General features: G+C 35.5%; 23 protein-coding genes and 1 pseudogene. 8 read left to right on the plus strand and 16 right to left on the minus strand.

Going from position 1 to position 20,593, the window contains the following annotated elements; translation table 11 throughout:
* The 7 genes and pseudogenes from amrS to QZ138_RS06515 all read right to left on the minus strand — a co-directional run bounded on the left by amrS (position 1) and on the right by QZ138_RS06515 (position 5,347).
* Positions 1 to 837 carry an AmmeMemoRadiSam system radical SAM enzyme gene (amrS, locus tag QZ138_RS06485; RefSeq protein ID WP_292887776.1) on the minus strand — a complete coding sequence of 279 codons (837 nt, stop codon included), beginning with the start codon at positions 835 to 837 and terminating at the stop codon, positions 1 to 3.
* Entirely contained in the window at positions 824 to 1,747 is a 924-nt protein-coding gene (gene thiL, locus QZ138_RS06490) for a thiamine-phosphate kinase (protein WP_292887692.1), read from the minus strand. Before thiL ends, amrS begins: the two co-directional genes overlap by 14 nt.
* 90 nt (positions 1,748 to 1,837) lie before the next feature.
* Positions 1,838 to 2,296, minus strand: a complete 459-nt coding sequence (locus tag QZ138_RS06495) for a hypothetical protein (protein ID WP_292887695.1) — start codon at positions 2,294 to 2,296, stop codon at positions 1,838 to 1,840.
* Between the two features lie 149 nt (positions 2,297 to 2,445).
* Positions 2,446 to 2,904, minus strand: coding sequence for a sirohydrochlorin nickelochelatase (cfbA, locus tag QZ138_RS06500; protein WP_292887697.1), 459 nt, complete (start codon positions 2,902 to 2,904; stop codon positions 2,446 to 2,448).
* Positions 2,905 to 2,991: 87 nt separating this feature from the next.
* A pseudogene (cfbA, locus tag QZ138_RS06505) lies at positions 2,992 to 3,889 on the minus strand (sirohydrochlorin nickelochelatase).
* Positions 3,861 to 4,259: a Zn-ribbon domain-containing OB-fold protein gene (locus QZ138_RS06510; RefSeq protein ID WP_116592943.1), complete on the minus strand. Its 399-nt coding sequence runs from the start codon at positions 4,257 to 4,259 to the stop codon at positions 3,861 to 3,863. Before QZ138_RS06510 ends, cfbA (QZ138_RS06505) begins: the two are co-directional and overlap by 29 nt.
* Positions 4,260 to 4,414: 155 nt before the next feature.
* Positions 4,415 to 5,347: a hypothetical protein gene (locus tag QZ138_RS06515; protein WP_292887703.1), complete on the minus strand. Its 933-nt coding sequence runs from the start codon at positions 5,345 to 5,347 to the stop codon at positions 4,415 to 4,417.
* Positions 5,348 to 5,606: 259 nt separating this feature from the next.
* Between QZ138_RS06515 and QZ138_RS06520 the strand changes: the two genes are divergently transcribed.
* Both QZ138_RS06520 and QZ138_RS06525 read left to right on the plus strand, forming a co-directional pair.
* Entirely contained in the window at positions 5,607 to 6,560 is a 954-nt protein-coding gene (locus tag QZ138_RS06520) for a hypothetical protein (RefSeq protein WP_292887706.1), read from the plus strand.
* Positions 6,547 to 7,398, plus strand: a complete 852-nt coding sequence (locus QZ138_RS06525) for a hypothetical protein (RefSeq protein WP_292887708.1) — start codon at positions 6,547 to 6,549, stop codon at positions 7,396 to 7,398. The genes QZ138_RS06520 and QZ138_RS06525 overlap by 14 nt, the downstream gene beginning before the upstream one ends.
* Here QZ138_RS06525 and QZ138_RS06530 read toward each other — a convergent pair.
* From QZ138_RS06530 to QZ138_RS06545, 4 genes are read right to left on the minus strand one after another with little or no spacing between them, the layout of a single operon-like run.
* On the minus strand, positions 7,395 to 8,654 hold the full coding sequence (locus QZ138_RS06530; RefSeq protein ID WP_292887710.1) for a magnesium transporter: 1,260 nt from the start codon (positions 8,652 to 8,654) through the stop codon (positions 7,395 to 7,397). The genes QZ138_RS06525 and QZ138_RS06530 overlap by 4 nt on opposite strands.
* 35 nt (positions 8,655 to 8,689) lie before the next feature.
* The gene (locus QZ138_RS06535) at positions 8,690 to 9,286 is read right to left on the minus strand and encodes a potassium channel family protein (RefSeq protein ID WP_292887713.1); all 597 of its coding nucleotides are present in this window, start codon (positions 9,284 to 9,286) and stop codon (positions 8,690 to 8,692) included.
* An 11-nt stretch (positions 9,287 to 9,297) separates the two neighbouring features.
* Entirely contained in the window at positions 9,298 to 10,371 is a 1,074-nt protein-coding gene (gene cobJ / locus QZ138_RS06540) for a precorrin-3B C(17)-methyltransferase (RefSeq protein WP_292887715.1), read from the minus strand.
* Positions 10,372 to 10,379: 8 nt separating this feature from the next.
* Entirely contained in the window at positions 10,380 to 10,877 is a 498-nt protein-coding gene (locus QZ138_RS06545) for a hypothetical protein (protein WP_292602644.1), read from the minus strand.
* A 161-nt stretch (positions 10,878 to 11,038) separates the two neighbouring features.
* Here QZ138_RS06545 and QZ138_RS06550 point away from each other — a divergent pair, with 161 nt between their 5' ends.
* Together QZ138_RS06550 and QZ138_RS06555 are read left to right on the plus strand one after the other, a co-directional pair.
* On the plus strand, positions 11,039 to 12,772 hold the full coding sequence (locus QZ138_RS06550) for a DNA-directed DNA polymerase II small subunit (protein WP_292887717.1): 1,734 nt from the start codon (positions 11,039 to 11,041) through the stop codon (positions 12,770 to 12,772).
* Positions 12,773 to 12,783: 11 nt separating this feature from the next.
* Entirely contained in the window at positions 12,784 to 13,359 is a 576-nt protein-coding gene (locus QZ138_RS06555) for a class II aldolase/adducin family protein (RefSeq protein ID WP_292887720.1), read from the plus strand.
* On the opposite strand, the gene QZ138_RS06560 is transcribed toward QZ138_RS06555, so the two are convergent.
* Entirely contained in the window at positions 13,356 to 13,523 is a 168-nt protein-coding gene (locus QZ138_RS06560) for a Met repressor (RefSeq protein WP_292602653.1), read from the minus strand. The two genes, QZ138_RS06555 and QZ138_RS06560, sit on opposite strands and share 4 nt — an antisense overlap.
* A gap of 146 nt (positions 13,524 to 13,669) precedes the next feature.
* On the opposite strand from QZ138_RS06560, the gene QZ138_RS06565 reads away from it, so the two are divergent.
* Positions 13,670 to 13,918, plus strand: a complete 249-nt coding sequence (locus QZ138_RS06565) for a UPF0147 family protein (protein WP_292602656.1) — start codon at positions 13,670 to 13,672, stop codon at positions 13,916 to 13,918.
* Positions 13,919 to 13,945: 27 nt separating this feature from the next.
* On the opposite strand, the gene QZ138_RS06570 is transcribed toward QZ138_RS06565, so the two are convergent.
* Together QZ138_RS06570 and QZ138_RS06575 are read right to left on the minus strand one after the other, a co-directional pair.
* The gene (locus QZ138_RS06570; RefSeq protein WP_292887722.1) at positions 13,946 to 14,959 is read right to left on the minus strand and encodes a cobalt-precorrin 5A hydrolase; all 1,014 of its coding nucleotides are present in this window, start codon (positions 14,957 to 14,959) and stop codon (positions 13,946 to 13,948) included.
* Positions 14,956 to 15,993: a cobalamin biosynthesis protein gene (locus QZ138_RS06575; RefSeq protein ID WP_292887725.1), complete on the minus strand. Its 1,038-nt coding sequence runs from the start codon at positions 15,991 to 15,993 to the stop codon at positions 14,956 to 14,958. Before QZ138_RS06575 ends, QZ138_RS06570 begins: the two co-directional genes overlap by 4 nt.
* A 64-nt stretch (positions 15,994 to 16,057) precedes the next feature.
* Between QZ138_RS06575 and QZ138_RS06580 the strand changes: the two genes are divergently transcribed.
* Both QZ138_RS06580 and QZ138_RS06585 read left to right on the plus strand, forming a co-directional pair.
* Positions 16,058 to 16,540 (plus strand): DUF2299 domain-containing protein, encoded by a 483-nt coding sequence (locus QZ138_RS06580; protein WP_292887726.1) that lies wholly within the window; start codon positions 16,058 to 16,060, stop codon positions 16,538 to 16,540.
* 635 nt (positions 16,541 to 17,175) lie between these two features.
* A complete protein-coding gene (locus tag QZ138_RS06585; RefSeq protein ID WP_292887729.1) occupies positions 17,176 to 18,342 on the plus strand; it encodes an orc1/cdc6 family replication initiation protein in 1,167 nt (388 codons plus the stop codon).
* On the opposite strand, the gene pyrB is transcribed toward QZ138_RS06585, so the two are convergent.
* Positions 18,335 to 19,270 carry an aspartate carbamoyltransferase gene (pyrB, locus tag QZ138_RS06590; protein ID WP_292887731.1) on the minus strand — a complete coding sequence of 312 codons (936 nt, stop codon included), beginning with the start codon at positions 19,268 to 19,270 and terminating at the stop codon, positions 18,335 to 18,337. The genes QZ138_RS06585 and pyrB overlap by 8 nt on opposite strands.
* A gap of 4 nt (positions 19,271 to 19,274) precedes the next feature.
* On the minus strand, positions 19,275 to 20,135 hold the full coding sequence (hisG, locus tag QZ138_RS06595; RefSeq protein WP_292887734.1) for an ATP phosphoribosyltransferase: 861 nt from the start codon (positions 20,133 to 20,135) through the stop codon (positions 19,275 to 19,277).
* A 243-nt stretch (positions 20,136 to 20,378) separates the two neighbouring features.
* Between hisG and QZ138_RS06600 the strand changes: the two genes are divergently transcribed.
* A complete protein-coding gene (locus QZ138_RS06600; RefSeq protein ID WP_292602677.1) occupies positions 20,379 to 20,585 on the plus strand; it encodes a histone family protein in 207 nt (68 codons plus the stop codon).
* Positions 20,586 to 20,593: the final 8 nt, after the last annotated feature.

Raw genomic sequence — 20,593 nt, forward strand, 5'->3', positions numbered from 1 at the left:
TTAAATATTACCCAAATACACATTTTTTATTCCCTTATCTAAAGCTATTTCTTTTGCCTTAAACAGGATTTCAGGCCTTGTCGGTGAAATGTCATTCATCTTATAGTATGGAAATGCCCTTGAGAAATGAAGCGGAACATTGCAGTCCAATTCATTTACTACAAAATCACATATTTCTTCAATTGAATCATTATAATCATTGATAATTAAATTGGTTATTTCCAAGTGCTTACCTTCATCATAAACCCTTTTTATATTGTCCAAGACTACATCCAAATCCGCACCACAGACTTTTTTATAGAAATCCCTGGACATTGCCTTAAGGTCTATGTTGAATGCGTCGACAAATGTTAAGATTTCTTCAATTGACTTATCCGAAAAATAGCCGTTGGTGACATAGATTACCTTCAGGTCTTTTTGCCTTGCAAGTAAAGAGGTTTTCTTGGAGAATGGCAAGTGTATCGTAGGTTCATTATAGGTCCAAGCAATTGACTTACAATTATATCTAAGTGCATTTTCCACAATCGCATCTGGTGTTATTTTAACAGCTCTTGAATTTTTGTCATATTCATGTGATATCATATAGTTCTGACAACCCCCGATTGAGTATGTAAATGTCCCTGGCAGAAAATGATTCAAAGGCTTTTTTTCAACAGGATCGGGACTAAGTGATGAAACGATACCGTATGACTCATCAAAAAGCTCGCCATTGATGTTTTTATGCTGTTTGCAGATTCCTACATTACCATCGGCAATCTTGCAGTAATTGGCGCAAATCTCACATCTGATTTTCCGTGTCTTGGAACTCTTCTTGTATAAATCGCTACTCACTAACATAATGCTCATAGCCTTTGTTTTTAATTCTTTCAACATAGCCGTTTTCCAAAGTAAGTTCAACAACATCCGAATCGTTAACCTCACCGATTACAATGCAGTCAATCGGCAGCTTTTCCAGATTCTCCCTGGAAATTGTGAATAATAGCTCAAAGTCCTCGCCGACATGCAATATCAAATCAAGATAATCAAGGTTCAATTCAGAAGCTAACTGTTTATACTCATCGGAAACCTTCAGCATCCCCTCATAAATCATAAAGCCGAAACCGTCCCTTTTAATCTCATATAACTCACTTGCAAGCCCATCTGTAATGTCAGTGGCTGATGTTGCATAATCCTTAAGGATTACACCCTCCTTAATCTTTGCTTCCGGTTTTAATGCATGCTTTACATATACATTATCCAAGGTTTCCAGCTCAAATCCCAATGCGGCAAGGCCGATATCGCCTGTAACGGCAATCAAATCGCCCTTTTGGTAAGTGTCCTTCATCAATGGCTTATCGGTCAGGCCCAATGCGGTGCCGGTGATTATTATTTCCGATGCCTCATTGGTGTCTCCGCCAATCAGAGGAATTGAATAATGGTCGCAGGCCTTCAGAACACCGTCAATGATTTCCTTGAAATGATCCAATTTCAAGTCCTTTGGAAGAGCGATTGCAAGCAGAAATCCCAATGGCTCTGCTCCCATTGCCGCAAGATCACTTACATTGACTGTGACTGCCTTAAATCCCATGTCAAAATATGTCATGTTTTGCGGAAAGTGCCTTGACTGAATCAACATGTCACATGTGGAAATCAGATTCGTATTGTCAAAATCAGTTATTGCTGTATCATCCGGCGTGATATCCTTGGAATTGGATATGATATATCTGACCAATTCCTTTTCGCCGATATCTGAGACTTTCAAGGTCATGAATATTAGTATAAACTTTAAAATAAATAAGTGTTTAGAAAAATGATATGAAAACCAAAAAAAAATAAGTTAATAAGGCTTTAAAAAACCTTATTGTGCCATAGGATCAAATCCAAATACTTTTTTTGCAAGTCCGAATCCTATTGGATATATTACAATATTGATAAGCAGATAAGCGGTAACCCACCTGACAGGCCATAAATAAAACAACAAATCTACAGGCATTCCCATTGTAAGACCGAAAATAGCAGCCATTATGAAGCTCATCATTAAACTTATGAAAAATGCTGCGGGATTCCAAAGGCCCATGCCATCACGGTCCGGGTTAAAATGGAACACAAACTCTGCCAATCCAAATCCGATTGGATATATTACAATATTGATAAGCAGATAAGCGGTAACCCACCTGACAGGCCATAAAATCAGACATAAGTCCCATTCAAGCCCTGGAATATTCAGGAGATATGGAACGAACATTCCAAAGATTATTGCCATAATCATGCTCATCATCAGACTGATAAAAAAAGCGGCAGGATTCCAAAGTCTCATATTTTACCTCCATTTTTTCTTTTATTAATTAATGAATCCAGACCTTAAATAATTTATGTTGGTGGAGGTTTGTAAAAAACAGAAATTGTTGGCAATACAGGGAAGTATAGTGATTTAGCAAGGTCTAAAAAATAAAGGGATTTCAGAACCTATAAGTGTTCTGAAACTCTGTCTTTGATGATTTCATACATTCTTTTGTCGATTCCCAAAGGATCGGTTAAAACGATTTCACCATCAAATTCAACAGGCTCGTCGTCATGGTCATGATGGTGGTGATGATGATGTCCGTGATGGTGGTCATCGTGATCATCATGGTCATGATGGTGGTGATGATGATGTCCGTGGAACAATCCCGGAATGTCCCTTTTTGTATGGAGTCCGTGTGCGACAAATACCGGCACCACAATGATTTTTTCCAAATCATTCTCTTCAGTCAATTTTTTGATTGTTTCAGGGATTCCAGGTTTTCTGATTTCCATGAAACCGTATTCCACCGGCATGTCCGGAAATTCCTCAGCATACATTTCCTTATAAGCTTTAATTACCTCTTCTCCATCGTCCAGTCTTGAACCGTGAGATAATAATAATATTCCTGTTTTATCTGTCATAAATATCAACCATAATTAAATTTTAAGTTAAATTCTGTTAAGTTATCTTGATTAAAAAATTTTTCAAAAAAATATATGGAAAAATAACTATTTTCCCTCAATCATTTTAGCTAAAATATCTATTAAGATGTCATCCGCCTTGATAGGCTCCGGATATAAGATTTCACCATCGAACTCGCACATGGTCGTGGTCGCCATGGTCATGGGAATGACCGTGTGAATGTCCGTGTTCGTGGTCATCCAAAAATCCTAGGATATGTGGAATGTCATGGGTTGTGTGCATTCCAGGAGCGATGAATACCGGTACGACAACCAGTCTTTCCAAACCGTTTTCATCCACTAATTTATTAATGGATTCAGGTATGCTCGGACCGCATAATTCCATGAATCCAAAGCTTGAAGGCAACTCGCAGGTCTTTTCAAACTTGTTGTATAATGCGGTTGCAAATTCCTTGTTGTAGTTTAGTCTGGAACCGTGGGTTACAAGCAAAATTCCTGTTTTTGCACTGTCATCCAATTCAGATTCAGCCAATGCCTCTTCAACCCTTTTATCAATTATATCCAATAGCTCATCTCTTGGTCCGATTGAACTTAAAAGTTCAATTTCACCGTCAAAATCGACATCAGGAGCTATTGACAAGTAATGTTCCGGCGGATAGTTTCCGTCAGGACATCTTGGATCCTCTTCAAGTGGTTCCAAACCCAATAATTGCGGAATATCGATATTGGTGTGAATACCTGGAGCTAAAAATACAGGCAATGCAATGATTTTATCCAAATCATCCACTTTTTCTTTTAGAATATCTACAGCGCCTGCAATTGTAGGCTCTGAGACTTTCATGTATCCTATTTCAGCCACAAGATTTGTTTTTTTGATGAATTTTTCTTTTATTTCTGTAAATACCTCTTCAGCATAAGGCAAGGTACTGCCGTGACTTACGAGAATTACACCGGTATTATTTGATAACTTTGAATTTGTATCCATATGAGATTACTCCGTCTTCTCCATCCTCTCTAACTCTTCTAAATACCATTTCAACATCGTCGCCGATTTCAAGTGAATCTACATCACAGTCGACGAGTTGGGTGGTTAATTTTGCACCTTCTTCAAGTTCAATGACCGCTACAGCATATGGAGCTGACTTTTTGAAGTCATCAGGTGCTGATCTAATAACTGAATAAGTATATATTTTTCCTTTTCCAGAAAATTGGAAAGGTTCAAGGTCTCCTTTTCTCCTACAGTTAGGACAAACTACACGGGATGGGAAGAAAACTTCACCACAGGTGTTACATTTGGAGCCTATAAGATTGTATCTTTGTTGTATATGACGCCATGTTCTTACAGTATCAGACATGTGAATCCTCCTTAATAATTTTCAATATGTATAATTTATCTAAAATAATATAAATAGGTATTGAAAGTATTAATTAAAACGTGTTAAAACAAAAAAAGTATTAATTTTAAAAAAATAGTGATTGAAAATGAGATATAATCATCCCATTTAAAATCTTAATATGAAATTCCATTTTCTTCAAGCCTTGCTTTGAGGACTTTAATTTCGTCATCTTTCCTCTCAAGCATGACTTTTATTTCTTCATCCTTTTCAGCAAGAGCCTTATCCCTATCTGCAAGAGCCTTATCCTTATCAGATATAGCCTTATCCATATCCGCCAATTTCCTCTCATAGACTTGCCTTGCATAATCTTCCTCAAATTCTGCTACAATCCTAAGTTTTGAATCATTAACTTTTTCCTCTAACATTTTTAATAACTCCTCTGCTTTTGATGTTGATTTGAAATACTTTTTAACCATTAAAGATATGCCATAGCCTACATGTCCCCTAAAAGGCTTTTTCAAAGTCTTGTCCATATTAAACAAGTGTAAAACCTTCTCAGTAATCCATTTTCCCTCTTTTTTAGGGGCAAACATCGGAAGGAAAACCATGTCCAATCCATCATCTTCACTCAATTCAATATGATTAAGTATTTTTTCTTCAAGATTATTTAACCTTTCGATTATTTCATCGAAATCCATGCGAATAAAGATTGGCATGAGAATATCAGAGTCAACCCTACTATATTCAACTTCCGAATATTCATATCCGTCAGTTATGATTATTACGGTTAGAACAGGAAGACCATAATACGTTTTGGCATAATCCTTATACTCTGAGATGATTTTAATCTTTTCTTTTGTCACTCTTGATGACTGAAACTCAACATTAATCAGTATTTTCTCAAATAACCTATGGCCATCCGGTTCGACCAAAATTAGCCAGTCCATTTCACCTTCACTGCCGTCACGCTTAACGATTCTTGTTGTGTAATTTCTCACAAACTTGCCCGGCAGGCGAAAATACCTGTGCAATACTTTTGGAATAACATTTGAAAAATACACATTCGTCACATCATTAACATGATGAACTCTATTAACTCTTGGCATATTTTCACCTCAAAAAATTATTTTTGAGATTTCATGAAATCTGAATTTAAAACATACTAGTACATATTACTGTTAAATTTGATAGTATATAAAGTTTTAACGATAATAAAGCAATATTTACCTTGATTTATAAAAAATAAGGTCATTACAATATTGTTTTTAACTTATAGTGAATATTTGCGAGTTATGCGCATTTACACAAAATCATACAGTCGCACTTCAAGAAATAATTTATAAATTCCAGACCAAATTCTTAAAAATGAAAGCGAAAAAACCAGACTCAAAAGGCAATATTATTGTAGGCACCACGGCAATTTTGATTGTAGCGCTTTTGCTGATATCAATTTTTGTTATAACAACAATAACATTCATTCAAAACTCAAATATCGGCTCTAAAAATAATGATAACTTCAAATATGTCATAGATGACTATTCAGCCAATTTGGAGATTTTAGGAAGGGATGCAATAGCACAAGCTACTCAAAAGGTTTACAATGGACTGCATATAAGAGACAGCCCTAATCAAATAAGAAAGAATTTGAATAAACTTTTAGAAGATAAAAACGATGAATTCAAGAAAAAATATGATATGGACATATCTTCTGAGGTGATATCTGTCGAACCAACTGATTCACCCTGGAAAGTATTGTTTAAAGTTAAACTGAATGGAAAAAAGGGAAATGAGAAATTTTCACAGATAATCGAAAGAAACACATCAATTGAGGGCTTAAGAGATCCACTGCCGATTGCAAAGCTTACAATTGCATCCGGCGTGATGGCATATGATGATAAAATCCATTATAAGACCGCACTTTCAGCATATATGCTCCTGCATAATTTCGACTCACCGGAATCATACATTGAAGCGACGGCTCCCTTAACGATGAAGAAATGTCCTTATGACCCATATGTTCACCATGGAGACCCCGGAGTCTTGAAGGATTGTCTTGATACCGGATATTTCCATGAAAGCGCTGACGGAAGCTGTTATCTGTGCAGGCTTGAGGGAAAGGGAAAATGTCCACATTATGGCATGGAAGTATTTATCCAGACGCATACCCCTCTTGGAAATGAATCTCTATCGTGCTCTGACCATGTGGTTTTTGCAGATCACTATAACGGCGAAAAGATAAATCCGAATGACTGGGACAGCTTGATTCTGGACTCATCACACAGAAAGAAATACGGGCTGGTTGGCAATGAGAGCTATTGAAATCGGAATAATCCTTATCATAATCCTGGTGATTTTTGGTGCAATCCTTTCATCCATTGAAAACTCAACCGAAAAGGCCACAAAAGAAGTTGAAGCGAACAATATGGAAAAGTTGACCTCAGAAGTCATCGACAATCTTATAAACAATCCGGGCATTCCTGATAACTGGAATGAATATGGCAAGGGCACCCCCGGCCTTGCAGTCGTCAATGAGGAAGGTCAAACAATTCCGAACAGCGTTTCATATTCAAAATTCATAGCCCTTGGAAAGGACTATGACAAGCTGGTTTTTGAAAAACTCTTCACATCTAAAATCCACACATCGATGGAACTGATACCGAAGGAGAGCTGCATTTCAAGTGTAAAAATCGGTGAAATTGGTGAAGGTGAAAACGTTTTTTCACTTACAAGACTGGTGAAATGTGAATTCTACAAAAGCTATGTCCTGAAAAATTTCGAAATCAAGGGAAAGTGCAACAAGCACCATTCGCAAGATAAATGCAGCTGTAACTACTTTAAGGTATTTCCGGGAAACCTAAAAAAGTCGGATTACTATCTGCTGATTGACACAACAGAGGAATATGACTTATCATACATTGTAGACACTACAAGAGTTGTAAAGGAGAAATCCTGGGAAACCTCAATGTCTGATGTGATTTATCTAAATGATAAATTTGATTTTTACGATGACGATAGTGCAGTAGTGTTTGTTCATCTTGACAAGCCACATCCAAAGGCATTGCTGGTGTCAGTCCCTAAAAACTTTGATAAGGATTTCCTCGAGTATGACTATTTCAGAACAAATGAATGCGAATTTGTCATGAAGGCATGGTATTAAATCAAAGTGCCCAACAGGAGCAGTGAAACTGAAATCAGGACAAAACTTGAAATTGAATCTGTGATACTGGTTGAAATAGGAATCACTATATTGTCCGGGTCCAAATTATGATTGTATGATGTAATGGAAACATAATATACAAGAATTACCATTATAGCCACTAAAATCAGTCCGGACATTGTGCTTATTTCAACTATCTTATCGAATCCGACACCGACCACTCCCAAAGCGAAGGATGATCCTTCTGCCAAAAGACCTATTAGCGGGAAGACTATAATCGCCAAAATAAAGCAAATCACAAAATTATGAACAGCTTCACCCTTCGGCTTGTTAAACGGTTCAACCAAACCTGAGTGAAGTCCTGAAGATAATCTGGCTCCCAAAATACTTATTAAACTTCCGCTCTCTCCTGAAAACAGCGGCAATAAGGTCAGTAGGCTTGCGTTTGTGAGCAATGTCTCAAGTGCTGAGTTCAAGATGCTTCCTGCTGCCCCTCCTAAAAAGGAACATAAAAGCAGGACAGGTGTAGATTGTTTTAAAATCATATTTGTCTCATAAGATAAGCGATAACAATAAATAAAGCTGATGCATACCGCAATTAAAACGATGACAAGAACGGCATCCTTAAAAATGAAGCTGAAGTTCATTGCCTGTAGAATAAATATTGATGCAATGATAGCCGGAAGTGTAAGCAAATCCCCAAATGCGGCAATGATAGGGCTTGTTATGTTGTCCGGGTCCCATCCATGTTCATAGCTTTTAAATGAAACGAACATTGTAATCGGAAGCATAATCAAGTTTGAAATTATTCCTGCAAACACACAGATTAGCATGAAATCTATTAGACTCATGGACGGCTGATGCAGTAAGATACATAGAATCTTAGCTATGATTGCTAAAAACAATGACAATACCATTGTCAAAACAAAAGATGAGTATATGTTATAGTTTAACTGCTCTGAAAACTCGAATTCCGGTGATATTATACCAATGTGTAGGTTAGTAGATAATCTTGATGCAAAAGAACCGAAAATATTTCCTCTCATTCCAATAGCTCCAGGAATCACCACCAACAATCCTGGAAATGTTTCAAGGAAAAAGGTCATCTTACCCAGAATAACACCAGCACATAGGTCTCCAATAGCGCAAATTAAAAGGGCTATTAATCCTTCTTTAATGACTGATTTATGCTCTGCGTAAAACTCAGACCATTTTACAGATAGTGGAGTGCGAATCTTCTTCTGTTTGTCTGTCACACATATCACTACCCATAATCATTTTTTTCACTTCCTTAGTCTTCTTCTAATTCTTCTGGAATATCTTCTAAAGAACAGGTTCCTGCCGCTAATTTTTCAAGCAAATCGGCACCTTCATCTGTTCCTTTTAAAATTAATGTATCGTCCGGTAAAAGTGTGGTATGTTTATCCGGTCCATAAATCCATGATGAACCTCTTCTGATTGCAATAACACGCATACCGGTACGGTTTACCAATAATAAATCTCCTAAAGTATTATTAGCAAGTTCTGATGACTCGTCAATGGAAACCCTGACTATACTTTTGTCAGACTCTTCCATAACCATCTTAAATACAGGGTGTGGTTTGAACCCTGTTATTACTAAATCAGCCAAATCCTTAGCAGCATTTGCCATACTTTCAGCAGCTTCGGCAATTTCAATCAATGCTGTTAGTTTCTCTGCATCTTCATATGATCTGGCCGCTACCAGCGATTCCTTTTTAATTTCGTAATTCATGGAGTTGACTTCATTTTCAAGTGCAATAACTTCTTCAGCTGCTGCTTTACTGTTGAATAAAACGGCCGAATAAGCTAAATCCACCATTAACTCCGACATGTTTTTCATTTCTATTAAAAGATTTTTAATTGTCAATTCTAATTCCCCTATAGATCATTTGGATCTGTTTTCAATAAGCATGATTTTCTAAGTTTCAATAAAGTTTTCTTTTTGGTTTTCAAATCTTCAACATCTTCCAGAATGTTTTCCAATGGTTCTCTGATATATTCGACCGTTTCCTTTTGATGTAGCCAATGGCAGTTTGTACAGTTCCATACTCCCTTGCCCTTTATCCACTCTCCACCTGTTGCAGAATCACCGCAGGGGTAAAATGGACAATAGCAGAAATCACAGTATTGGCCATCCCAATGGCAAGGATAAAATTCGCATTCACGGTTCGGACCATGGACCACTTCGCCATTCAAGAATTTTTCATAATGATTTTGTGATAATGGATGAATCTTGGACCTGATTACATATCCTCTCGGTGTTATCATCTTACCGTCCTGGACATAGGTTATGTCATTTCCGACAATCAATGTGCAGGACATGTTAACGAGGTCTTCTGTCAAATCCTTAAATTCAACGATTGTTGCTTTTGGAGGCTCATAGGTACTGTCGACGATGCCTATCAATGCATCTTCACCCTTGATATCCAAAACACATTGTTTGAATCTTCGGAAAGGTTCCTTACGTGTTTTGCTTATAGGATTATAGATTGCAACTATTAAATTGGCTTCAAGCGCATATCTCAACTTCTTTTCAATTTCTGATAAGGGAGTGAGAATATTGCTCAAGCTTATTGCAGCAAAGTCGTGTAATGGAGCGCCCAAATGACTTGATGCATAGTTCAGTGCTGACACTCCGGGATAAACCTTTATTTCAACATCATTGTATTTGCTTACTATCTGATATAATACGTTTGCCATTCCGAATACTCCAGGGTCTCCGGAACTGATTAATGAAACTGTTTGGCCTTCCTGACTTTTTTTAATGGCGAATTCAGCTCTGGCTATCTCGTCGCCCATTCCCTTTTTGACTATCTCCTTTCCTTCGATTAAGTCCTCAATTTGGTCTACATATTTTTTGTAGCCGATGATAACGTCGGACTCTTCAATGGCTTTGATAGCCCCTAAAGTCATATTCTCCCTATTCTGACCAATTCCTATTACATTAATCATTTATATCACTAGTACAATTTTAAAACAGAAGTTATCGTAACTGTATTTTTATCTGCTCTCAGACCATTTTCACCATATGTCGCCTTACCTGTTGCCATGACCTTATACGACGGATCCTGACTGATGACAATCTGTCCTGATGTCTGGTTAGGTGAAGCATAACCCAATGCCTCAACATTTATAGTAATGTTTTTGTTATCAGGGTCATCGAATGTTGTTATATTCATTGAATCAACATTCACTCCATCCACTTTCGACAGCGATTCCATCTTAAGCGCCACATCCTTTTTATTTGAAATGTTGACTGGAGTCGGGTCTTTAATCAAAACGTCGTTAACCTTCTGTGGATTGAAGAATTCCTGTATTTTTGAAATCTGCATATCAACCAATCCATGGAAGTTAGGAGCCTCAGCTGTTACGATGGTATATGAACTAAATAGACCCAATTCAAAAAATACAATAAATAACACTATTATTAGTATAACTCTAAGTATTTTACTTGCCATTTTATCACAATCATTAATCTTTTATAAATATAGATTATATAATGTTTTAAATTATATGTCTAATATATAATAAACCTAACCCAAATTCACACAATTAAATCAATATTGATTTTTAAAATTCTCAAAGTTTATTAACATAGAGAAATAAATTTTCTATCAGTATGTCAACTAATAAAATTCTATTAAAGTTTGCAAAAAAAGGAATTAACCTATCACCTGAAGCTTATGACAAGGTCATGAAGGCAGATAACCCTCTGGATTTTGCATCTAATTTAATAGTCAAATTGAAAAGTGATAAATTTACATCTAAGGATTTGGTTTGCGTCAGCGGCGAAACCATAGATGAAATCACCGGAATTAAGGCAGCACCTGAAAAAGGTAATCAGGACACCTTAATCAAGCCCAAAGAAGAAACTGAAAAGACTGTTGACAAAACACCACAGCCTGCTAAAAAAGTTTCAGATGCAAAAGCGCAGCCGCCTAAAAAGGTCATGGACGAAAAGCCTAAAAGCTCAGGCAATAAAGAAGTCGAAGCCAAAAAGCCTGATTCAATAGATGACCTTAAAAAGCAAAGTGATGAGCCTGAACACTATGTAAACGAAGCCATCGAAAAAGCTTCTGAAACCATTAAGGATACTAAAATCAAATTCAAAAGAAATGAACAAAAGACAAATGTCGAATATGACTTTAAAATCATTCAGGACACCAGTAAAAAATCATACACAAGCGGTGAGCTTGAAAACCTCATTTCCTATTTTAAAAGCAGATATGAAAAGCTTGCTAAGATACTGTCCAGAAGACCTGACCTTAGAAACTATACGAAAATAGCCGATATTGATGACGGAATGGATAGCTTAAGCCTGATTCTGATGGTTCGTGAAATCAGATCCAGTAAAAATGGTCATAAAATCGTTGAATTTGAAGATGACACTGGAAACATCTCCATTCTATTTTCAAACAAAAATGAGGAATTATTTGCAGAAGCCGAAAAGCTTGTCAGGGACGAGGTTGTTGGAGTCATTGCAAACAAAAGCAATGATGCCGGTTTCGCCTTTGGACAGGAAATAATAAACCCTGGTGTTTTAAGCATACCCGAAAAGGAAATGGACTTCGGTATCGTATTTCTCTCAGATGTCCACATAGGAAGTCTGACATTTCTAGAGGACGCTTTTCAAAGATTCATTGACTGGATTAACTGTGAAGCCGGTGATGAGGAGCAAAGAAGAGTTGCTGAAGATGTCAAATACCTGATTATCGGCGGAGATATCGTGGACGGTATAGGAGTATATCCTAATCAGGACAAGGAACTCGCCATTAAGGACATTACAGAACAGTATAACGAAGCGGCAAGGTTTTTAGGCAATATCAGAAGTGATATCAAAATAATCATTGCGCCTGGAAACCACGATGCATCAAGAGTCGCCGAGCCACAGCCAGCCGTGCCTGAGGAATATGCAAAGGCACTGTATGAACTTGACAATGTCGAATTCATTTCAAATCCGGGTGTAGTTTCCCTTGACGGAATAAATGTATTAATCTACCACGGACGCAGTTTTGACGATCTGGTTATGGCCATCAAGAGCTTTGAATATGAGAAAAGTGATGAAATTATGGTCGAATTACTGCAAAAAAGACATTTGGCTCCAATTTATGGTGAAAGAACTCCACTGGCATCAGAACTTGAAGACTATCTTGTTATTGATGAGGTTCCTGATGTTTTCCATACAGGCCACATTCACATTAACAGCTACAAAAAGTATAAGGGAGTTCATCTGATTAATTCAGGTACATTCCAGACTCAGACAGAGTTCCAGAAAATTTACAACATCAATCCTACCCCTGCTGAAGTACCTGTCCTTCATAAAGGAAAATACAGACACTTTAAATTCTTATAGAGGTTATTTTTATGAAAAAGAATATTGCTGAGATTATTGACGTATCTAATGAAATCTATGATAAGGGTTTGGTTTCCGGAAAATCTGGAAACATCAGTGCAAGATTTGGAAATGTGGTTGCCATTACTCCAACATTGAAATCCCTATCAAACTTATGTGAAGAGGATATCGTTCTTGTTGACATGGACGGCAATGTCCTGACTAAGGGAAAGCCATCTTCTGAAGTAAACATGCATTTGGAAATTTATAAAAAAAGATCTGACGTTAATGCCATTGTGCACACCCATTCCCCTTATGCAACAGGATTTGCCTTTTCAAACAAAAAACTCAAAAGGCTGGAAGGTTTCGGACCTATAGTAACACCATATCTTCAATCCATCGGCTATGAAAAGCCGGGCAGCGACGAACTTGCAAAAAATGCTAGTGAAGGCCTTGGTAGGGAAGATGTACTTATTTTAAAAAATCATGGTGTGATTTGTGTAAGTGACTGTTTAAAAGAAGCGATGTTGCTTGCAGTTTTTGTTGAAGAGACCGCTAAAACTCAATTTATTACGTTAATGTTAAATTCAGTTGAAGATAATGATTAATCTTCATCTGAAATTACATTTGTTTTACTTCTGTTTTTCATTCCTTCTTCAATCATTTTAATGATTAATCCGGATAATGAAGTGTCTTCATCAATTGCCATTTTTTTCAATTCTTTTTTTAAATCTACTGGTAAATTTATTGTGGTTTTGCTTACATCTGACATGTATAATAATTCATTTTAATAAAATATATATTTTTCTAATAAAATAACATCTCATTACCAAAAACTATTTAAATCTATTACAGACAAATATTATCTTAATAGTTATTTTTACTTATTTTAATTAGTTTATTTTGGAGGGAGAATAAATGAGTAATCAAGCAATTGAAGAAGTATGTGAAATTCTTGACTATATTTCAGATAATAACACTGTTCCTCGTAATATCAGGGAAGCAGCAAGTCAGTCTTGTGAATTGTTAAAGGATGATGAACAAGACCAATCTGTAAGAATAAGTACTGTTCTTGGAAAATTAGATGAAATAAGTAATGACCCTAATATTCCAGTGCATGCAAGGACTTTAATTTGGGAAGTTCTATCTAAATTAGAAGCAATCTAATTTAGTTTTTTACTATTTTTTATAACATTATTTTGAAACGGCAACCGCTATTGTAACGCCATCATATGAAGTTTTTTTGTATATTAATTCTGAATCAAAACCTGCCATTATCAATGCTGATGGTTCGCAAACGCCATAAATGCCAAACTTCGAATAAACAAATTCCGATTTGGAAACATCACTTGATTCAAACAATTTCAATTTGTCAATTTCAACAAATTCAACAGGTATGTTTAGCTTTTCGGACAATTCAAGAATGCCCTTTTCATCTTTTTTTATTTCAGCTGAAGCAAGCAAGTTAACTCTTGAATGAGATATTTTTAAGTCATTCAATGATTTTTTAAGCCCATCGTAAATGAACCTACATTCCTTTCCCCGCCTGCATCCTATTCCGACAACTATCTTTCTCTCTTTCAATGTCAGTTCATGGTCATCAAAACTGACATGTATTTCATCTGTATTGACTTTTGGCGAATATTCAATTGAAACATTGATTTCAAGTGTAACCTTATTCAGATAATCGAACAAATAATCAAAATTATTGTCTGGATTGACAGTTAGTGAGATTTCACGGCATTCCAATATGGCTTTATTGAAGTGCAAGATCTCCTTTGTATTGTCAATCGATAAATACAAATCCTTTGCCAGAACATCAATTCCCAACTTTTTGTTGACGTCAGTTGAAGTTGTTATGACAGGTGTTGCATCAATTAAACCGGCAACCTTACCAGCAAGCTCATTTGCACCGCCTAAATGCCCTGATAATGCAGATATTACAAATTGTCCGTTATCGTCTATGTTTATTACGGCGGGGTCTGTGACTTTGGATTCAACTAGAGGTGCAACCGATCGGATTAATATGCCTGAAGCCATGACAGCAATGATTGCATCATATTCATAAAATAAAATAGGAAAGCATTTCTTGACATTTTTATGATATAAATCACATTTTATTATTGTTGAATCCGAATCTAATTTATCTTTTAAGTCAAATGCCAATTCCCGGCCCTTTTTTGATACAGAAATTATTGCTATTTTCATAATATCACATATATTAAAGAAAGTAAAAATATAATGACAATTGTAAACAGGTTAATTGTTATTTTTGACAGGCTTACCGCTTTTGAAATATCCTCTTTTGTTATAACTTTATTATCATCACCTAAAATATAGGTATCCTTTTTAATCAACTGAATGTTCAATGCTCCCGCTGTTGTTGCCATGGTATAACCTGAATTTGGTGACGGGCATTTTCTTGCATCTCTCATCATTATCTTATATGCATTTTTGCCGTCAAGATTTAGCAGATAAGCCGAAATGACAATGAACACTCCTGCTATTCGTGAAGGAATGAAATTCAATATGTCATCTATTTTTGCAGGGACAAAACCGATGTCAATAAGCTCATCAGTCTTGTATCCGAGCATTGCATCAAGGGTGTTTGAAATTCTGTAAGCCATTGGAATCAAAAGCAGATAAAACAGCTGATTGTTTATTGGATGGCATAAAATGACAATACCAAAGATGAAATAATAGAAAACAGGTGCAACATATGAATCCGTTATGTTTTCAGTCAGGCTTTCGATTGTGGCTGAAACAATGAAGGATTCCGTCATCTCATCAGTGTCACGACTGACCAGGTATGATACCAATTGCCTTGCCTTGCCAATGCTTTCATCAAGTGCACATTTCACATCATCTGCAGTCTTCAAAAGCATGTTGACTGAAAATGTCGATGACAACAGTATTGCAAAAACAATGAAAAACAAAACAAAATTCCAGCTGCAAATTAAATAAATTAAATATAATATAATAATAGAGACTGAATAAACTCCAACAACAACAAACAGTCCAATTAACTTGTTTTTAATTCCTATAAACAGTTTTTTAAAGAAACTGATAATTGATCCTATTACAACAACAGGATGTATTCTTGTTGGAAGCTCTCCAAATGTCATGTCTATTATCAATGATATTATCAGTGCAAATATAATAAATAAAAATAATTTTAATGATGTAATACAGCTTATTTTTGTTGTTATTATATCATTAATCAAATTATTAAAATCTATCATAGTTTAATTTATATAATTAAAAAATAAATAATTTATTATAAATTTTTAATTAAATGATGATATTATGAATCTTGAAGAAAAAGTTAGACAATGGTTATCTGAAGAAGATTTGTTAAGGGAAGTCAAATATGATGAAAATGCTGATTTTCACTATATTATTGAGTTTCCAAAGGAAAATATCATGGATGTTGTAAAGCCAGAAGGTAAGGACTGCTTGATTGTTGCATGCGCTACCCAGGTTGCTCCACAACATTTGGACTTGATGAAGCAATCTGACAATAAGACTCAAAAGGATTTCATCATGGATTTGAACTTTGGTTTGAATAATTTCTTGGTTGATTTTGAGCTTCAGGTTGCACAGGACATCCTGCAGCAATTTGTCGTTACTGAACAAATATTTGAGGATGGAATTACTAAAAATGAATTTTTCAGAACCCTTAAACGTATTTTTAAGGCTAAACTTCACTGCATTTGGCTAATCGACAAAACTTTCGGATCAGTTCAAATCAACGTCACACCTTCCAACCAAAATGACATGTTCGTTTAGAGAGGGAGGGGTGCATTTCAAGTGAAACGTTTTCGTTGATATTGTAAGACTGAAGGGGTCTATTTCAACTGTAACACTTGAAATTTATCTTTTATTTTTTTGCTTATTTTGCTGATTTGACGGGTAAATATTACTTTTTTTCACAATCGTAGTGTAATTATTGATTTTTTACACTTGAAATATATGTCTTCATTTTGGGCTTTTCGGCAAAACATGTTACACTTGAAACGGACCTCTCTGTCTTTGTGATGAATCGTGATAAATTTTTTGATGTTGATGTCCATTGACTGATTTGGTGGGTGTGAATTCATATTTTTTAGAGATAATTACACTTGAAATCATTATCTTATATTTGAAATAACACTATTTCACATTTAAAAATTTAACTTCAAAAATCGAATATATTTTTATTATATAACCATATATCCATTAATTTTTTATTTTAAAGATAAATTATTATTTTTATTTAATTTAACTTAATTTAATCAAATTAAATTCATGACATTTTTCAATTGTTAATATAATTTTCATAGCTTGTAATAAAAAGCTTTATTTATTAGCTATTTAATAATAATAACACTGGAAATTATACTCATGACATTTTTGTTATTTACTTATTTTTTTAGGTGGGAAAGATGGCGAACATTTTTGAGGATGAAGAACTTATTTCAAACAGAAGGAAAAATCATATATTTAAAAACAAGAAACCGTTGGATCACAGATTTTTGCCTGAAAAGTTAGTGCACAGGGATGTGCAAATCAGGGAAATTGCTAGAAACTGGGTTGATGTTTTGGATAACGTCACTCCATCCAATGTTACTTTATACGGTAAAACAGGAACAGGAAAAACTGCTGCATCTAAATTTGCACGTGAACAGTTAATGGAAGTTGCAGACAACGAAAACATCTTTGTAAAGATAGAATATATCAGATGCACAGACTTCACCACAGAATATCAGGTTATTGCAGAGTTATGTAACAGGCTCGGACGTGATGTTCCGAATCGTGGATGGACCAAGGCGGAAGTTGTTAATGCATTCAGAAGCTTATTCAGAACAAACGCCTATGGCAAAAAGCTGCAGCTGATTGTTATTTTGGACGAAATCGACATATTGCTTGATAAGGATGGTGACGGGATATTATACACATTAACCAGAACAGACAATGTTGCAGTCCTGTCAATCAGTAACTATCTTGACTTTAAAAATTTAATCAAATCAAGGGTTACAAGCAGTCTGAACGACAAGGAAATTGTATTTCCACCTTATGGAGCGGATCAATTGTCAGACATTTTATCCGAAAGGGCTGAATTGTCATTCAATGATGATGTATTAAATGGCGATGTCATTCCACTATGTTCTGCAATGGCCGCTAAAGAGGAAGGCGATGCAAGATATGCATTGGACCTTTTAAAGAATGCTGGTGAATTGGCTTTTGATGAAGCCAGTGAAAAAGTAACAAGCGATCATGTAAAAAGAGCTAAGGAAAGAATAGAACACAATAAAGTCAGTGAAATCTTATCCACCCTTCCGCTTCAGCAGCAAAGGCTTTTGTTAGCCATATTAACATTGACAAAACAAAAAGAGGAAATAACATCTGGAAAACTTTATGAGTCATACACTGAGATTTCCAAAAAGGATGCTGTGACTTACAGAAGGATATTTGATTTCATAAATGAGCTTGAATTGCTCGGTATAATTTCTACAAACACAGTTTCACGTGGCCGTGGAAAAGGTAGAACTAATATAATTAAACTTCAATGTGATGAAACTTTACTTGAAACAGCTCTTTACTCTATTTAGGGTTGTTTTTAATTAAAGTTTTTAAAATCGCCATCCTAACCGGTACTGCATTTGCTGCTTGTTTGAAATATTTGTTATATTTGGTATCGTCAACATCACCGGCGATTTCATCAATTCTTGGCAGTGGATGCATCACAATCAAATCCTTGCCTTCCAACATTTTTTTGTTGATGATATATGCGCCTTTTATTTTTAAATAATCATCAATGTCAACAAAACGCTCTTTTTGGATTCTGGTTACATACAGCACGTCAACTTCATCGATAATATCCTCAATGCTGTCCACTTCCACATACTCAACATTTGTTTTGTTTAAGTCGTGCAGAATCTCCTGAGGCATTCTGAGCTCCTGAGGAGATACCAGATAAATCTTGATGTTATTGAATAGGGTTAATGACTGTGCCAGTGAATGCACTGTACGGCCGAATTTCAAATCTCCAATCAAAGCGATATTTAAATTGTCGATTGATCCGATTTCATTTCTTATTGTGTATAAGTCGAGCAGTGTCTGTGTTGGGTGCTGTCCTGCACCGTCACCGGCATTTATCACCGGAACATCCACTATATCGGATATGAATTTTGATACTCCCTCAAGTTCGTGTCTGATTACAAGCGCATCGCTGTATCCTTCAAACATTTTGGCGGTATCTGCAATGCTTTCACCTTTTGAAACGGAACTTGAGTCGCTGCTTGCAAATCCAATGCATTGCCCATTGAAACGTTTCATTGCAGTTTCAAAGGATATTCTTGTTCTTGTTGATGGTTCAAAAAACATCAAACCTAATACTTTTCCTTTTAATTCATCTGAAACCGCTTTGGATTGAGCGATATCTTCTAATTTGGAAGCTTCATCAAGAATATATTCTATGTCTTCTCTTTCAAAGTCTTTAATTGAAATAATGTTTTTCAGTTTGAAAATTTTAACCACCTTTTTAGATTATTCTTTCAATTGGCACAACGAGAATATCACGGGCACCGGCATTTCTCAAATCATTGACAAGTTCAAAAACCTCTTTTTCATCAATCACCGCTTGCACGGCAACAGTCTTTTTATCGGATAATACTTCGGATATTGTCAGGCCACCCATTGATGGCATCACTTCTTTTACTTTATTCAAATCGCTTTCATCAACGTTCATCATGATCAGTTTCTTTCTGTCTGCATCAAGCACACCTTTTATACTTGTGCTTACAGCTTCAATCAATTTCCTTTTATCTTTTAGGCTGTCATGATTTGCGATGAGCTTAATGGAACTTTCCAGTATTATATCAATGATTTCCAAATGATTCATTTTAAGAGTAGTTCCTGTACTTGTAAGGTCTGTTATCAAGTCTGCAATACCAATGAAAGGAGCCGCTTCGGTTGATCCGCTCAATTTGACGATTTTCAAATCCAAACCTTTTTCCTGCAAATATTTTTTTGTTAAGACAGGAAATTCGGTAGCCACTTTCATGTCTTCTGTGATGTCATTTATTGAATTGATGTTTGATTCTTCAGGAGCCGCCAGGACCAGTTTTGTCTGTCCGAATCTTAGGTCAAGCAGTTCACATACATCCGCTTCATTTTCCCTTATCAAATCCACACCTGTTATTCCAATGTCAGCCACACCGTCATTGACAAATTCAGGTATGTCGGATGCTCTTGCAAACATAACTTCTATATTTTCGTTGAATGTTTTTGAAATTAGTTTACGATTGCTTTTATCGATTAATCCAAGTCCTGCCTTTTCCAAGATGTTTATAGATGGTTCACTGATTCTTCCTTTTGAAGGAACCGCAATTTTAATTTTCATCATATCTTCTCAAAATTTTTTTTATCTGATAATATTATTTAAATATTGTTATTAATAATCTTTATTGATTTATAATAAATATCACTACTTTTATTTTTAAGAATTTGGAAATTATTATTATCGATTTTTAAATCATGGCATAATTTAGCGAAATATTTAAATATTAAGATATATTATATCTTATTTAACTTATTATTAGTTGATAATAATAAGTTTTAACAGAATTTATGTGAGGTGAAAATTATGTCTGAAATACCAAAAGCTCCTATCGCAAGAATCATCAAAGAATCTGGTGCAGAAAGAGTTAGCGAAGATGCAAAAGCTGCATTAGCTGACTACTTAGAAGAAGTAGCTCGTGATGTTGCTAAAGAAGCAAACAATGTTGCAAAAATCGCAAAACGTAAAACTGTTAAAGCAGATGATATTAAATTAGCTATCAAAAACTTATAAATAGTTTT

This window comes from Methanobrevibacter sp. UBA212 (assembly GCF_905233225.1).
Classification (GTDB): Archaea; Methanobacteriota; Methanobacteria; order Methanobacteriales; family Methanobacteriaceae; genus Methanocatella.